The sequence below is a fragment of the Streptosporangium oxazolinicum genome, from assembly GCF_039537505.1.
Classification (GTDB): Bacteria; Actinomycetota; Actinomycetes; order Streptosporangiales; family Streptosporangiaceae; genus Streptosporangium; species Streptosporangium oxazolinicum.
The window spans coordinates 224,139-239,210 of record NZ_BAABAQ010000011.1 but is presented as its reverse complement, the minus strand read 5'-3'; the positions used below and the strand labels follow the sequence as shown (position 1 = coordinate 239,210).

General features: G+C 72.9%; 12 protein-coding genes. 4 read left to right on the top strand and 8 right to left on the bottom strand.

What is annotated here, in order from left to right; genetic code table 11:
- Positions 1–21 precede the first annotated feature (21 nt).
- Together ABD817_RS27330 and ABD817_RS27325 are read right to left on the bottom strand one after the other, a co-directional pair.
- The gene (locus tag ABD817_RS27330; RefSeq protein ID WP_344921027.1) at positions 22–1,185 is read right to left on the bottom strand and encodes an acyl-CoA dehydrogenase family protein; all 1,164 of its coding nucleotides are present in this window, start codon (positions 1,183–1,185) and stop codon (positions 22–24) included.
- Between the two features lie 372 nt (positions 1,186–1,557).
- A complete protein-coding gene (locus ABD817_RS27325) occupies positions 1,558–2,643 on the bottom strand; it encodes a M24 family metallopeptidase (RefSeq protein ID WP_344921026.1) in 1,086 nt (361 codons plus the stop codon).
- A 323-nt stretch (positions 2,644–2,966) separates the two neighbouring features.
- On the opposite strand from ABD817_RS27325, the gene ABD817_RS27320 reads away from it, so the two are divergent.
- The 3 genes from ABD817_RS27320 (at position 2,967) to ABD817_RS27310 (ending at position 6,599) form a co-directional block, all read left to right on the top strand.
- Positions 2,967–4,115, top strand: a complete 1,149-nt coding sequence (locus ABD817_RS27320) for a PP2C family protein-serine/threonine phosphatase (protein WP_344921025.1) — start codon at positions 2,967–2,969, stop codon at positions 4,113–4,115.
- A 29-nt stretch (positions 4,116–4,144) separates the two neighbouring features.
- On the top strand, positions 4,145–5,035 hold the full coding sequence (locus ABD817_RS27315; protein ID WP_344921024.1) for a 5'-3' exonuclease: 891 nt from the start codon (positions 4,145–4,147) through the stop codon (positions 5,033–5,035).
- Positions 5,036–5,171: 136 nt separating this feature from the next.
- Complete coding sequence (locus ABD817_RS27310; protein WP_344921023.1) at positions 5,172–6,599, top strand: RNB domain-containing ribonuclease; 1,428 nt, start codon at positions 5,172–5,174, stop codon at positions 6,597–6,599.
- Between the two features lie 56 nt (positions 6,600–6,655).
- Here ABD817_RS27310 and ABD817_RS27305 read toward each other — a convergent pair whose 3' ends face one another.
- From ABD817_RS27305 to ABD817_RS27280, 6 genes are all read right to left on the bottom strand, one after another.
- Entirely contained in the window at positions 6,656–9,385 is a 2,730-nt protein-coding gene (locus ABD817_RS27305; protein WP_344921022.1) for a DEAD/DEAH box helicase, read from the bottom strand.
- A 104-nt stretch (positions 9,386–9,489) separates the two neighbouring features.
- Positions 9,490–10,365: a diacylglycerol/lipid kinase family protein gene (locus tag ABD817_RS27300; RefSeq protein ID WP_344921021.1), complete on the bottom strand. Its 876-nt coding sequence runs from the start codon at positions 10,363–10,365 to the stop codon at positions 9,490–9,492.
- Between the two features lie 17 nt (positions 10,366–10,382).
- Positions 10,383–11,321, bottom strand: a complete 939-nt coding sequence (gene tatC, locus ABD817_RS27295) for a twin-arginine translocase subunit TatC (RefSeq protein ID WP_344921020.1) — start codon at positions 11,319–11,321, stop codon at positions 10,383–10,385.
- A gap of 58 nt (positions 11,322–11,379) precedes the next feature.
- The gene (gene tatA / locus ABD817_RS27290) at positions 11,380–11,715 is read right to left on the bottom strand and encodes a Sec-independent protein translocase subunit TatA (RefSeq protein ID WP_344921019.1); all 336 of its coding nucleotides are present in this window, start codon (positions 11,713–11,715) and stop codon (positions 11,380–11,382) included.
- 278 nt (positions 11,716–11,993) lie between these two features.
- On the bottom strand, positions 11,994–12,950 hold the full coding sequence (locus ABD817_RS27285; RefSeq protein WP_344921018.1) for a helix-turn-helix transcriptional regulator: 957 nt from the start codon (positions 12,948–12,950) through the stop codon (positions 11,994–11,996).
- The gene (locus tag ABD817_RS27280; RefSeq protein ID WP_344921017.1) at positions 12,947–13,903 is read right to left on the bottom strand and encodes a helix-turn-helix transcriptional regulator; all 957 of its coding nucleotides are present in this window, start codon (positions 13,901–13,903) and stop codon (positions 12,947–12,949) included. The genes ABD817_RS27285 and ABD817_RS27280 overlap by 4 nt, the downstream gene beginning before the upstream one ends.
- 39 nt (positions 13,904–13,942) lie before the next feature.
- Here ABD817_RS27280 and ABD817_RS27275 point away from each other — a divergent pair, with 39 nt between their 5' ends.
- On the top strand, positions 13,943–15,058 hold the full coding sequence (locus tag ABD817_RS27275; RefSeq protein WP_344921016.1) for a DUF3866 family protein: 1,116 nt from the start codon (positions 13,943–13,945) through the stop codon (positions 15,056–15,058).
- Positions 15,059–15,072: the final 14 nt, after the last annotated feature.

Genomic DNA, 15,072 nt, shown 5'->3' with positions numbered 1-15,072 from the left:
GTCCGTGGACGTCCGTGGGCGTCACAGCCCGGCCTTCCCCGCCTCCTTGGCGAGGGCGCGGCCGATGACCAGGCGCTGGACCTGGTTGGTGCCCTCGACGATCTGCAGGACCTTGGCCTCCCGCATGTGGCGCTCGACCGGGAAGTCCTCCACGTACCCGTAGCCGCCGAGGACCTGGACCGCGTCGGTGGTGACCTTCATGCACATGTCGGTGGCGAAGAGCTTCGCCATCGCGGCCCGCGTGCCGTACGGCCGTCCCGCGTCGCGCAGCCGGGCGGCGTCCAGGTAGAGGGCGCGGGCGGCGGCGATCTGGGTGGCCATGTCGGCGAGCATGAAGCCGACGCCCTGGAAGTCGATGATCCGCGAGCCGAACTGGTGGCGCTCGGCGGCGTACGCGGTGGCGGTCTCGAAGGCGGCCTGGGCCACGCCCACGGCGCAGGCGGCGATGCCGAGCCTGCCGCCGTCCAGGGCGGCCATCGCGATCCGGAAGCCCTCCCCCTCCGAGCCCAGCAGGGCATCCGGCGCCAGCCGCACCCCGTCGAAGCGGACCTGCGCGGTCGGCGAGGACCTCATCCCCATCTTCCGCTCGGGGGCGCCGAACGACAGCCCCTCCGTACCGGCGGGCACGTGGAAACAGGAGATGCCGCGCGCGCCGTCGGCCGAGGTGCGGGCCATCAGCGTGTAGAAGTCGGCGACGCCGCCGTGGGTGATCCAGGCCTTCACGCCGTCGACGGTGTAACCGCCGTCCCCGGGAACCGCCCGGGTCGTCAGCGCGGCGGCGTCGGACCCCGACTGCGGCTCCGACAGGCAGTACGCGCCCAGCCACTCGCCGCCCAGCATCTCGGGAAGCAGCGCGGCGCGCTGTTCGGCGGTGCCGTAGGCGGCCACCGGGAAGCACGACAGCGTGTGGACCGACAGGCCGAGACCGACGGCCAGCCAGCCGGCCGCGAGCTCCTCGACCATTTGCAGGTAGACCTCGTACGGCTGCGCCGCCCCGCCGTGCTCCTCGGGGTAGGGCAGGCCGAGCAGCCCCGCGCGGCCGAGCGTGGTGAACACCTCCCGGGGGAAGCGCCCGGCGGACTCGTCGGCCGAGGCCCGGGGCGCGACCTCCTTGCCGATCAGGTCGCGGACCAGGTCCAGCAGGTCATGGGCGTCGCCGGTCGGCAGAACGCGCTCAACGGTCATCTGGGTCCTTCCAACGTGGAGACCCCGCCCCAGGGTTCACGGGGAGGGGGCGCGCCCGCGTGCTCCAGGTCCCCGGCACGGAGTCACGGCGCGGAGCCCTGGCGCGGACGACGAGAGGGCGGCCGGGATCACCGGCCACCCCGATTCTGGCACCCGCCGCACGAGCGCGGCCACGCGACCGTGCCCCCACCCGTGCCCCCACCCGTGCCCCCACCCGTGCCCCCACCCGTGCCCCCACCCGTGCCGACGACCGCAGGAACGCGCCCGTACGAGAACCGGCCGTACGACCCGGCCGCGCCCATACGATCCGCCCCGGGACCGGGCGGACCACGACGGGGCGGACCACGGCCGGGCGCGGTCGTCCGGGAGCCGTCAGACGACCACCAGCTCGCGAGGGCGGTGGTTGACCCGCTCGCCGCCCTCGTCGGTGCAGACGAGGATGTCCTCGATGCGGGCGCCGTGGGCCCCGGGCAGGTAGATGCCGGGTTCGACGGAGAAGGCGAAGCCGGGCGCCAGCGGCTCGGCGTTGCCCGCGACGATGTAGGGCTCCTCGTGGGTCTCCAGGCCGATGCCGTGGCCGGTGCGGTGGATGAAGTAGTCGCCGTACCCCTCGGCCGCGATCACGTCCCGGGCGGCGGCGTCGACCGCCTCGCACGGCACCCCGGGGCGCACGGCGTCGCAGGCGGCCTGCTGGGCGCGCCTGAGCACCTCGTAGTACTTCAGGAAGCCCGCCGGAGGCTCGCCGATGGCGTAGACGCGCGTGGAGTCGGAGCAGTAGCCGCCGGGCATCTGGCCGCCGATGTCGACCACGATCGGCTCGCGCTCCTGGACGACGCGGTCCGACAGCTCGTGGTGCGGGCTGGCGCCGTTGGGCCCGGAGCCGACGATGACGAAGTCGACGGTGGCGTGACCGGCCGCGATGATCGCCTCGGCGATGTCCCTGCCGATCTCGCGCTCGGTCCTGCCGGCCCGCAGGAAGCCTGGCACCTGGGCGTGGACGGCGTCGATCGCGGCCCCCGCCTCGCGCAGCGCCGCCACCTCCGCCGGGCTCTTGCGCATCCGCAGCCCGCGCAGGACGGTCCCGGCGAGCACCTGTTCCGCGCCGGGGATCGCGTCGCGCAGGCGCAGCGACTGCATCGCCCACATCCGGTCGGCGAGGCCGACCTTGCGGACCGCGCCTAGACGCCTGCCGACGACCGCGTACGGGTCGTCGGTCTCGTCCCAGGGGACGAACTCGACACCGAGGCGCGCCGCCGGTGAGCGCTCGGCCGCCGGCAGCTCCAGGCGGGGCACCATCAGGAACGCCTCGCCCCTGGCCGGGAGCACCAGGCAGGTGAGCCGCTCCAGCGGCAGCGCCTCGTACCCGGTCACGTAGCGAAGGTCGGGACCGGGCGTGAGCAGCAGCGCGTCGAGCCCGGCGGCGGCGGTCGCCTCGCGGGCGGCGGCCAGGCGGGTCACGGGATAAAGGTCAGAGGACTCCGTCGTCACGCCGACCAATCTAATCCCGGTGGGAAAGACGATGCGTCCGGCCCGGCCCGGGAACCGAAAGTCAGGGAAAGGAAGGCACGAAGGCACCCCCGCCACTACAATCTGTTGAAGTACGATCACATTTTGTTGGCAAAATATCCGTAAAGCCATACATTTCGAGAGCGAGCTACATGGTCGGCGTAGTGGGCGGCCACCAGCCACCCCTCCACCCACGAAACGACCAGGTGACCGATCCGGCCCCGTCGACCGCCGCTGGGACGGCGCGGCGGTCACGCGGTGAGCCGGACGAGCACATGGCCGTGGAGCGACAACTCCTCACCGCACGCCTGGCGCACGCGGAGCGCCTGGGCGAGATGGGCTGGACCGTGTGGGATCTCCAGACCGGAGAGTCCACCTGGTCCGACCAGGCGTACACCATATTCGGCCGCGCCCCCGGCGACGGCCCGATCCCGCTGCGCGACCTGGCCGGTCACGCCGAGGCGGCCGACCGGCCCGACCTCGACCGGCTGCTGTGGTCCGTCGTGCACCGGGCCGAGGCCGGGGAGGCGGAGTTCCGCATCCGCCGTAACGGTGAGCTGCGCCACCTGCGCGCCGCGCTCGACCCCGTCGCGGACGGCGGGCATCTCACCGTGCACGGCGTCGTCCAGGACATCACCTGCCGCCGCCGCGCCGAGCGGATCATGTCGGAGTCGCGCAGCAAGCTGATGCGGGTCCGCGAGCAGGCCGCGGAGGAGCACGACATGAGCGTGGCGCTGCGCGAGGCGATCATGCCGGGCCTGGGCGACACCATCGACCTGCCGCACGCGCGGATCGCGGTCCGCTACGTGGCGGCGGGGGTCAAGCCCGGCCTGGGCGGCGACTGGTACGACGCCGTTCCCCTGGCCGACGGCAGGGTGCTGCTCGCCATCGGCGACGTGTCCGGGCACGGGATGCCCGCGATCTCGCAGATGGCCCAGCTGCGCCACGCCCTGATCGGCCTCGCGATGACGGGCCGGTCCCCCGACAGGCTGCTCGCCTGGCTCAACGACCTGGTGCTGCACCGGATGCCCGAGACGACGGCGACCGCGGTCGTCGGCCACCTCGACCCGGCCACGAGGAGGTTCACCTGGGGACAGGCGGGGCACCCGGCGCCGATCCTGGTCCGCGAGGGGACGGCCACCCAGCTCGACCCGCCCGCCGGGGTGCTGCTGGGCGCCACCCCCGACGAACCGTACGGGCTGGCCGGGGTCGAGCTGCGGGAGGGCGACCTCCTGCTGCTGTTCACCGACGGGCTGGTGGAGCGGCGCACCCGCGACATCGACGAGGGCCTCGCGCTGACCATGGAGGCCGCGGCCCTGCTGAAAGGGGATCTGAACGACGGGCTCGACCGGCTCATCGAGGTGATCGGCGGGCCCAACCCCGAGGACGACACCTGCGTTCTGGCGATCGGGGTGCTCGGCTGATTGGTTAAATGGTCGCCATGCCCGGCCTGATGCTTCTTGACACCCCCTCGCTGTACTACCGCGCCTTCTACGGCATCCCCGAGTCGATGACCGCGCCCGACGGGATGCCCGTCAACGCGGTGCGCGGCGTCATCGACATGATCGCCATGCTGGTCCGGCGGCACTCCCCCGCCGAGCTCGTCGCCTGCATGGACGCCGACTGGCGCCCGGCCTTCCGGGTGGCGGCCATCCCGACGTACAAGACCCACCGGGTCGCCGAGGGCGGCGCCGAGGAGACCCCCGACACGCTCGCCCCGCAGGTGCCGGTGATCGAGCGGGTGCTCGACGCGGTGGGCATCGCCCTCGTCGGCGTGCCCGGCTACGAGGCCGACGACGTGATGGGCACGTTCACCGCGCGGGCGAGCGGCCAGGTCGACGTCGTCACCGGCGACCGCGACCTGTTCCAGCTGGTCGACGACTCCCGGCCGGTCCGGATCCTCTACACCGCCAGGGGGGTCAAGAACCTCCAGCTGGTCGACGAGGCCGCCGTCACCGAGAAGTACGGCGTCCCCGGCCGCTCCTACGCCGACTTCGCCACCCTGCGCGGCGACCCCAGTGACGGGCTGCCGGGCGTGCCGGGGGTGGGCGACAAGACCGCGGCGGCACTGATCACCCGGTTCGGCTCGCTGGAGGCACTTCTGCGAGCCGTCGACGGGGGTGGGGGAAGCGGTGACCTGACCGCCGGGCAGCGCGCCAAGCTGTCGGCGGCCCGCGACTACCTGCGGGTGGCCCCCGGGGTGGTCCAGGTCGCCCGCGACGCCCCCCTTCCCGAGGTCGGCATCGCGCTTCCCGCCAAGCCTCGCGACCCGGAGGCCCTGGCGGCCCTGAGCGAGCGCTACGGCCTCTCCGGCCCGCTGGAGCGCCTGACCTCCGCGCTCTGACCCCGCCACCCGCCCCCACCCACTCCACTGTCCGGCCTCCCGGTGTCCGGGCTCCGACCTGCTCCCCGGCCGCGTCGGTCACCATCCCTTCGACCGGCCGGTGAGGGGGCCACCGAGAGCCGGTAGGTTGCTCCCTGTGCCTCACAAGAGCATCCGGGTGCCCGGAGAGTCCCATCCGCGGCTCGACGACGGTTTCCAGCGGATCCGCCATGAGATGAAACTGCCCGAGGGATTCCCCCGGGCGGTGGTCGACGAGGCCGAGTGGGTCGCCGAGGTGCCCGCCCTGCCCCGGCTCGACCGGACCGACCTGCCCCTGATCACCATCGACCCTCCGGGGGCGATGGACCTCGACCAGGCCGTGCACCTGGAGGAGCAGCCCGGCGGCTACCGCGTCTGGTACGCCATCGCCGACGTCGGGGCGTTCGTCAAGCCCGGCGGCGCGATCGACGCCGAGGCCCGCGTCCGCGGCGAGACGGTCTACATGCCCGACGGGCGCGTGCCGCTGCACCCGCCCGTCCTGTCCGAGGGCGCCGCGAGCCTGCTGCCCGGCGTGACCCGGCCCGCCGCGCTGTGGTGCGTCGACCTGGACGCCGAGGGCCGGATCGTGGGCGCCGACGTGACCAGGGCGCTGGTACGCAGCCGCGAGCGGCTCGACTACGACTACGCGCAGGCCGCGATCGACACCGGCACCGCCGACGGCACGCTGCGGCTGCTGGCCGAGATCGGCCGGCTCAGGCTCGCCCAGGAGCGGGCCAGGGGCGGCGTGACGCTGCCCACCCCCGACCAGGAGGTCGTCCCCGACGGTGACGGCTACCGGGTGGAGTTGCGTGCCCCGCTGGACGCCGAGGCGTGGAACGCGCAGATCTCGCTGCTGACGGGCATGGCCGCCGCCGCCATGATGCTGGACGCCGAGATCGGCCTGCTGCGGGTGCTGCCGCCCGCCCCGGCCGAGAGGATCGCCCAGGTCCGCCGGGTGGCCGCCGCGCTCGGCGTGCCCTGGCCCGAAAGCGCCGGGTACGGCGATGTCGTGCACTCCCTCGACCCGAAGATCCCCGAGCAGGCCGCGTTCCTACAGGAGTCGACCGTGCTGCTGCGCGGCGCCGGATACGTCGCCTTCAACGGCGAGCCGCCCGCGCAGGCGGAGCACGCCGCCGTCGGGGCGCCGTACGCGCACGTGACCGCCCCGCTGCGCCGCCTCATCGATCGCTACGCCACGGAGATCTGCCTGGCCATCGCGGCGGGCGAGCCGGTGCCCCAGGACGTCCAGCGGGCCATGGGCGAGCTGCCGGAGATCATGCACGCCACCGGCCGCCGGGCGGGCGGCGTCGAGCGGGCGTGCGTGGACCTGGTGGAGGCCTTCGTCCTGCGCGAGCGGGTGGGCCAGACGTTCGACGCCGTGGTGATCGACGTGGCCGAGGACCGGCCGTGGGGCCAGGTGCAGGTCACCGACCCGGCGGTGGTGGCCCGCTGCGACGGCGAGGGGCTGCCGCTCGGGGAGACCGTACGCGTGCGGCTGACGCGCGCCGACCCGACCACCCGCGAGGTCCGCTTCAGCCTGGCGTGAAGCCTGAGGCCTCGGCACCGGTCCGAGCCCCTGCGAGGGCTCAGGTGAACGCAGGCTCAGGTCACGGACGAGTAGGCCACCACCCCGCGCCGCAGGGCGTCCATCGACTTGCCCGCGGTCTGCTTGACCTTGCTCCCCGACGGGGCGGCGTCGGAGATCTGGCCGAGGAGGTCGAGCAGCTGCTTGGTCCAGCGGACGAAGTCTCCGGCGGCCAGCTCCGCACCGGCGACACCGTCGCGGAGCACGGCGTCCAGGGTGTGGCCCTTGGCCCAGCGGAAGGCCGCCCAGGCGAAGCCGAAGTCGGGCTCCCTGATGAACGACAGGCCGTGGTCGCCCTCGATCGACTCCAGCTCACCCCAGAGGCGCACCATGTCCGCCAGCGTCTTCTGGGCCGCGCCCGCGGGGATCCTGGGCTGGCGGGCGTCGTCGGCCTGCCGCGACTCGAAGACCAGTGACGACACGCACGCGGCCAGCTCGGCCGGGTCCAGGCCGTCCCAGAGCCCCGCGCGCAGGCACTCGGCGGTCAGCAGGTCCAGCTCGGTGTAGAGCTGGGCCAGGCGGCGGCCCTCGGCGGTGACGCTCTCGCCGTCGAGGTAGCCGAGCTGGTCGAGCACGCCGCAGACCTTGTCGAAGGTACGGGCGATGACGTGGGAGCGGCCCTCGACCCGGCGGCGCAGGCCCTCGGTCTCGCGGAGCAGCTTGTAGTAGCGCTCGGCCCAGCGGGCGTGGTCCTCGCGCTCGTCGCACCCGTGGCAGGGGTGCTGGCGGATCTCCCGGCGCAGGCGGTTGATCTCGTCGTCCTCCGCGGCGTGGTCGCGCGCCCTGACGGGCTTGCCGAAGTCACGGTCGCCGATCTTGGCGTGCACGGAGGAGACCAGGTTGGCCCGCTCCTTGGGCGATCGGGCGTTGAAGTTCTTCGGGATGCGCAGGCGCTCGACCGGCTCCACCGGGACGGGGAAGTCGGCCGGTGACAGCTTCTTGACCTGCTTGCCGATGGTGAGCACCAGCGGGGACGGCCCCTCTCCCCGGGAGTTGAGGCCGGGGTCGAGGACGACGGCCAGACCGGCGCGGCGCCCGCCGGGAACCCTGATGATGTCGCCGGGCTTGAGCGCCTCCAGCGAGCGCAGCGCCTGCGTCCTGCGGGCCGCGCCGCGCTGGCGCGACAGCTCGGCCTCCCTGTCGGACAGGGCCCTGCGCATCGCGGCGTACTCCTCGAAGTCGCCCAGGTGGCAGGTCATCGCCTGGCGGTAGCCCTCCAGGGCCTCCTCCGCGCGGCGCACCTGCTTGGCGATGCCCACCACGGCCCGGTCGGCCTGGAACTGCGCGAACGAGGACTCCAGGAGGGTCCTGGCCCGCTCCCTGCCCACCTGGCCGACGAGGTTGACCGCCATGTTGTACGAGGGGCGGAAGCTGGAGCGCAGCGGGTAGGTGCGGGTGCTGGCCAGGCCGGCGACCTGGAGCGGGTCGGTGCCGGGCTGCCACTGGACGACCGCGTGGCCCTCCACGTCGATGCCGCGGCGTCCGGCCCGCCCGGTGAGCTGGGTGTACTCGCCGGGGGTGAGGTCGGCGTGGGTCTCGCCGTTCCACTTGTCGAGCTTCTCGATCACCACGGAGCGGGCGGGCATGTTGATGCCCAGCGCGAGGGTCTCGGTGGCGAACACGGCCTTGACCAGGCCCCGGGTGAACAGCTCCTCGACGACCTCCTTGAAGGTCGGGAGCATGCCCGCGTGGTGGGCGGCCAGGCCGCGCTCCAGGGCGTCGCGCCACTCCAGGTAACCGAGCACGCCCAGGTCCTCGTCGGGCAGGTGCGCGGTGCGCTCGTCGACGATCTGCCGGATCTCGTGCCGCTCGGCGTCGGTGGTGAGCCGGATCCCGTCGTGCAGGCACTGCATGACGGCGGCGTCGCAACCGGCCCTGGAGAAGATGAACGTGATCGCGGGCAGCAGGGCGTCGGCGTCCAGGCGCTCGATGGCCGCCGCCCGGTCCGGCGGGCCGTTCCTGCGGGGCCGCGAGTAACCCCGGCGCCCCCTGCCGTACGCCTGGCGCTCCTCGTCCCTGGCGATGCGCAGGAGATTGGGGTTGATCTGCGGGCGCCGGTCCTCGTCGCCGGTGACGAACAGGTCGTAGATGCGGCTGCCGACGAGCATGTGCTGCCAGAGCGGGACCGGGCGGTGCTCGTCGACGATGACGCTGGTGTCGCCGCGGACCTCGCCCATCCACTCGCCGAACTCCTCGGCGTTGCTGACCGTGGCCGACAGGGCGACCAGGCGCACCGACTCGGGCAGGTGGATGATCACTTCTTCCCAGACCGCGCCGCGGAACCGGTCGGCGAGGTAGTGGACCTCGTCCATCACGACGAAACCGAGCCCCGCCAGGGTGGAGGACCCGGCGTAGAGCATGTTGCGCAGCACCTCGGTCGTCATGACGACTATGGGGGCCTCGCCGTTGACGCTGTTGTCGCCGGTGAGCAGGCCCACCTTGTCGGTGCCGTACCGCTTGACCAGGTCGTTGTACTTCTGGTTGGACAGCGCCTTGATCGGGGTGGTGTAGAAGCACTTGCGGCCCTCGCGCAGGGCCACGTGCACCGCGAACTCACCCACCACGGTCTTGCCCGAGCCGGTGGGGGCCGCCACGAGGACCCCGTCGCCCGCCTCCAACGCCCGGCAGGCGTCGAGCTGGAAGTCGTCCAGCTCGAAGTCGTACAGACCGCGGAACGAGGTCAGCGCTGGGCCACTCTCAGCCTGGCTCTGACGGAAGGCAGCGTATCGTTCCGCTGGGGTCGTCATGCGTCCAGCCTACCGATATCGGGATTCCGGTCCGTCCCCCCTTCTCCCCGGGTCGCGCGGGCGGCCCCGAGCCCGTCTAGGCTCGCCGGGCGGCCCCGGCGGACCTAGACAAGGACCGCCAGCGCGCCGGGGACGATCTCGCACGTCAGCGGGGTTGGACCGACCCGCTCACCGTCGGCGTAGGCGATCACTCCCGGCGCCTCCACGGTCACCCGGCGGGCGCGGCGCATGGTGACGGCGGGGTGCACGCCGTGGGAGCCCCGGTAGACGCGGGGGAAGGTACGCAGGAACTCCCCCCTGGGGACGGCGCCGAGGATCGTCACGTCCAGCAGGCCGTCGTCCGGGACGGCACCGGGGCACACGCGCATACCGGCGCCGTAGGAGGAGGTGTTGCCGACCGCGACCAGCATCGCCTCACGTTCGACGATCTCACCGTCCAGGTCGATCCTGAAGGGGATGGGCCGGAAGGAGCGCAGCTCCTCGGCGAGGGCGACCAGGTATCTGGCCATCCCGGGCGGCCAGGTCATCGTGTTGGCCCGCTCGTTGACCCGGGAGTCGAAACCGCAGGCCAGCACCCCGGCGAACCACTCGTCCAGGCCCGCCTTGGCGGCGTCGACCGTGCGCACCCGCCCGCGCAGCACGGTGTCGGCGGCGGCCAGCGGCGCCTTCAGAGGGATGCCGAGCGCGGCGGCGATGTCGTTGCCGGTGCCCACCGGGATGACGCCCAGCGGCACGCCGCTGCCCGCGACCGCCTGGAGGGCCAGGTGGACCAGGCCGTCGCCGCCGAAGGCGACCAGCGCCTCCGGCTGCTCGGCGACGGCCGTGCAGGCGCGTTCCAGGGCGTCGGAGGCGGAGTCTCCGAGGATCACCGAGACCTCGCGGCCGCCCTGCCGCAGGCGGTCGAGCACCGGGGAGAGCAGCCCCCGCGAACGGCCGCCGCGGGCGGCGGGGTTGACGAGGACTGCGATCTCTGCGGGCACAGACCGGAACTTATCCCCTATCTGCTGGGATCGGTGTCGGTCGTTCTCGAATCGATAGGAGCCGCGTCGCCGACGGGGGTCACGTCGCCCAGGGGCGAGGCGTCGTCGTCGAGCGAGGAGGCCTCGTCGTCGGACAGGTGGGAGAAGTCGTCGCCCTTGGGAAGCCTTCTCTCCCTGAGGTACATGAACGCCTCGGCCAGGGCGAAGAGCACCACCATCGGCAGGGCGAGCGCGATCATCGTGAACGGGTCGCCGCCGGGGGTGGCGACCGCGCCGAAGACGAACATGACGAAGATGACCATGCGGCGGTGCTTGGCCACCAGCGCGTGCGGCAGCACCCCGATGATGTTCAGGAACACCATGAGCAGCGGCAGCTCGAAGGAGATGCCGAACACGATGATCATGATCAGCGCGTAGCTGAGGTACTCGTCGATCGTGAGGCCGACCACCGTCCCCGGCGGGGCGAAGCCCAGCAGGATCGACAGGCCCGTGTCCATCACGAAGTAGGCCAGCGCCGCGCCCGCGACGAACAGCGGGACGGCCAGCATGATGAACAGGATCGAGTAGCGCTTCTCGTTGCGGTACAGGCCCGGGGTGACGAAGCCCCAGATCTGCCACAGCCAGATCGGCGAGGAGGCCACGAGGCCGAACATCGCCGCGACCTTGAGGTTCACGAAGAAGGAGTCGAAGACGCCGAGGATCAGCATCGTGCACTGCCCGGAGCGCAGCTCCTGCGCCTGCGGGAGCCCGCAGTAGGGCGCCGACACGAACTCCCAGATCGGGGCGAAGAAGATGAAGCCAACGATGGTGCCGGCGATCAGACCGAGCAGGGCGATGACGAGCCGATTGCGCAGCTCGCGCAGGTGCTCCATGAGCGGCATCCGGCCGTCGGCCGAGTCGGCGGGCGGCGATGCCGCCCCGTTCCGGCCCGGTTTGGGCCACTTCAGCAGCGCCATTCGCGAATCCTGGGGTGACGAGTCGGATGATCGGGGTAGATCTTCAGGCTACCGCCGATCACTGCGACTTGGGCGCTCCGGCCTGGGCGCGCAACCGGGCGGCCTGCTCCTCCAGCCTGCGGGCCTCCTCCTCGGCACTCGGCGCGGGGGCCGGAGCCTGGGTCGGCGCCGGGATCGGCTGCGGGGCCGGGGCGGCGGGCTGGGGCTGCGCCTGGACGACCGTGGCGGTCGCGGTCTGCGGCTCGTCCTCGTCGCGAAGCTTGGCGGTCTCCGACTTGAAGATGCGCAGCGACCGGCCGAGCCCGCGGGCGGCTTCCGGCAGCTTCTTCGCACCGAAGAGCAGCACCAGGATCAGGCCGATGATGATCAGCTCAGTGGGTCCGAGATTGGGCATTACACATCCTTACGCCGGGCGACGTGCGGTCTCTGTCCCCGATCGTACGCTCCCCGGGAGACAGACTCATCCCTTTGGCCCCGTACAGTCGCCGTACGATCGCCGAACAGAACCCGAACGGGTTCGAGTCTTCCCTCCGTGCGGTCGATCTCACGGCCCAGCTCGGCGGCCGCACGCAGCACGCGCACGGTCAGGAGGGCCAGGACGGCCAGCCCGGCGAGGACCAGCGAGACCGCGGCGATGATCCAGCTCATGTCGGGGGGCTCCAGCTCCGTACGTCAGGAAACCGACTCGTAACGATTCAGCGCGGCGGTGGCGGCGGCCCGGACGCTCTCGTCCAGCGAGGCGGGCGAGATCACCCTGCCGGTGTCGCCGAGGCGCAGCGCCAGGCGTACCAGCCAGCCCTGGTCCCTGGCCCGCAGGGCCACCCGCACGCGGCCCTCGCCGAGCTCCTCGACCCGCTCGCACGGGTAGTACTCGGCGACCCAGCGGCCCGCGGCGGTCAGCTCCAGCTCCACCAGCTCGTCGGTCGGCGAGGGCCGGAACACCCCGGGCGTCACCTCGTCGGCCACGGCGCCCGCGGGCGGGTCGGCGGGCACGTCGAGCACGTCGACGGAGAGCATCCGGTCCACCCGGAACAGCCGGACCGCCTCGGCCCGGTAGCACCAGCCCGACAGGTAGGGGCGGCCGTCCACGACGACCAGCCGCATCGGGTCGACCTCGCGCGGGGTGATCTCGTCGCGTCCCGGCACGTAGTAGCGCAGCGACAGCCGCCTGCGGCCGCGCAGCGCCTCGTTCACGCTGGGCAGCGCGTCGGGGGCGGCGTCGACCTCCACCGCGACCTGGCTGCTGACCGCCGCCGCGCCCTCGCCCGAGGCCTGCTCGAACTTGGCGATGACCCGGGCCAGCGCGTCGCGCTCCCCGAACTCCGGCATCTCGGCGAGCAGGCGCAGCGCGACCAGCAGGGCGCTGGCCTCGTCCACGCCCAGCCGCAGCGGGCGGGCGATCGTCTCGGCGTTGTCGATGACGATCTCCCCGCCGTCCCACGACACGTCGATCAGGTCGCCGGGGGTGTGGCCGGGCAGCCCGCACATCCAGACCAGCTGCAGGTCGTCGATGAGCTGCTTCTCGCTCAGCCCGAAGATTTTCGCGACCTCGGGCACCTGGGCCCCGGGGTGCGACATCAGGTAGGGCACCAGTGCCAGCAGCCTGGGCAGGCGATCGGCCGTGCTCACGTGAGTGCTCCCTTCAGGCGGCAGATGACCGCGTCGCGGGCGTCCGGCGGGCCGATCACCTCGGCGTCCGCGGCGAAACCCACGATCCACCCGGCCAGCCGGCCGGGGTCGGTGAAGTCGACGTCCAGCTCGTCCCAGTCGCCGTCGGCGGGCCGCACCGCCTTCGCCACCTGGCGCAGCCCCTGGCAGGTGTCGCGCCTGACCCGGACGAGGGCGGTGCGCTCGTGGACGGCGGCGTCGCTGAACACGACCATGGACTTGATGTCGACGCCCTCGGGCACCACCACGGCGCCGGGACGGCCGACGGTGGTGACCGTGCCGCTGATCCGGCTGAGCCGGAAGACCCTGGGGGCGTTCCGGTCGCGGTCGTGACCGACCATGTACCAGCGGCCCCGGCGGCTGACGACGCCCCACGGCTCCACGGTGCGGGTCAGCACGTTCTGGCTGGCCGCCCCCCGGTAGGCGAAGCGGACCGCGCGCCGGTCGCGTACGGCCTCCCACAGCGCGGGGAAGGACGGGTCCTGGGTGTCGACGCGCAGCTCCAGCGCCCCGCCGAGCACCCCGTGGGCCTCGTCGGTCTGCACGCCCCCGGCGCGCAGCTTCAGCAGGGCCCCGCTGGCCGCCTCGGCGAGGCTGGCCCGCTGCCACACCTGGGCCGCCAGGCCCACCACGGCGGCCTCGTCGGGCTCCAGGGTGATCTCCGGCAGCTCGTACGCCGAGCGGACGATCCGGTAGCCGGGATCCTCCTCCCACGGGTCCTTGTGGACCTCGATCGGGATGCCGATCTCCCGCAGCTCGTTCTTGTCCCGCTCGAACATCCGCTGGAAGGCCTCGTCGTTGTCGGCGTCGTAGCCCGGCACCGCCTGGCGGATGTGCTCGGCACTGAGCGGCCGCCGCGTGGCCAGCAGGCAGATCACGAGATTGAGCAGCCGCTCGGTCTTCCGGCGCGACATCCGGCCTCCTCCCTGTTCGAGTGACGCTACCCTTCCCCCGTGATCAGATGGCGCAGGGGCGAGGTCGTACGGATCCGGCGCGAATGGCCGGGGGCGGTGGAACTCGACGTGACCACCGAGGACGGTGCGGCGCGCGCGCTCGCCTACCCCGCCCTGGTGGGCCGCCCCGAGCCCGGTGACGTGGTGCTGCTCAACACGACCGCGCTCGCGATGGGTCTCGGTACGGGAGGCTACGCCATGGTGGTGGCTGTTCCCGACCGATTGCCACAAGATCCTCAAGGCCCCGGACACCTGGTGAAGGCACGCTACACCCCGTTGCAGGCCACCGTCCTCGGCGCGGACGAGCAGGATTCGCCCTTCCACGAGGTCCTGCGCGACGCCGACTCCGTGGACGGCATGCCGGTGATCGTCGCCGACCTGCACTCCGCCCTGCCCGCGATCCTCTGCGGCCTGTACGGCCCGAGGCCCCCGGGGCCCGGTGGGACCGCGGAGACCGGGGGCCGGGAGCGCGTGAAGCCCCTCAGGGTCGCGTACGTGATGCTCGACGGGGGGGCGCTGCCCGCCTGGTTCTCCATGTCGTGCGCGCGGCTGCGGGAGGTCGGCTGGCTGTGCGGGGTCGTCACAGCGGGCCAGGCCTTCGGCGGCGACGTGGAGGTGGTGACCCCGCACACCGGGCTGCTCGCGGCCAGGCACGTCCTGGAGGCCGACGTCGCGATCGTCACCCAGGGACCGGGCAACCTGGGCAGCGGCACCCGCTGGGGTTTCTCCGGCGTCTCGGCCGGCGAGGCGGTCAACGCCGCCGCGGTCCTGGGGGGCCGCCCGGTCGCGGCGCTGCGGGTCAGCGAGGGCGACCTGCGCGAACGCCACATCGGGGTCTCACACCACTCGCTGACCGCCTACGGCCGGGTGGCGCTCGCCCCGGCCCAGGTCGCCGTGCCCGTGCTGCCCGGCGACTTCGGCAGGCGGGTGGCCGAGCAGTCGCGCCCCCTCGCCGCGCGGCACGAGCTGGTCGAGGTGCCGGTGGACGGGCTGCACGAGGCGCTGCGGGGGTCTCCGGTACGGCTGTCGACGATGGGCCGGGGTCTGGACGAGGACCTGGCCTACTTCCTGGCCTCGGCCGCCGCCGGGCGCCACGCGGCCTCACTGCTGTCGTAGAAGTCCTGGAGGAC

What these genes read in the sequence shown, in the direction of transcription:
- ABD817_RS27330 (WP_344921027.1), bottom strand. Translation starts at nt 1,185, where the DNA reads ATGACCGTTGAGCGCGTTCTGCCGACCGGCGACGCCCATGACCTGCTG.
- ABD817_RS27320 (WP_344921025.1), top strand. Translation starts at nt 2,967, where the DNA reads ATGGCCGTGGAGCGACAACTCCTCACCGCACGCCTGGCGCACGCGGAG.
- ABD817_RS27315 (WP_344921024.1), top strand. Translation starts at nt 4,145, where the DNA reads ATGCTTCTTGACACCCCCTCGCTGTACTACCGCGCCTTCTACGGCATC.
- ABD817_RS27305 (WP_344921022.1), bottom strand. Translation starts at nt 9,385, where the DNA reads ATGACGACCCCAGCGGAACGATACGCTGCCTTCCGTCAGAGCCAGGCT.
- tatC (WP_344921020.1), bottom strand. Translation starts at nt 11,321, where the DNA reads ATGGCGCTGCTGAAGTGGCCCAAACCGGGCCGGAACGGGGCGGCATCG.
- tatA (WP_344921019.1), bottom strand. Translation starts at nt 11,715, where the DNA reads ATGCCCAATCTCGGACCCACTGAGCTGATCATCATCGGCCTGATCCTG.
- ABD817_RS27280 (WP_344921017.1), bottom strand. Translation starts at nt 13,903, where the DNA reads ATGTCGCGCCGGAAGACCGAGCGGCTGCTCAATCTCGTGATCTGCCTG.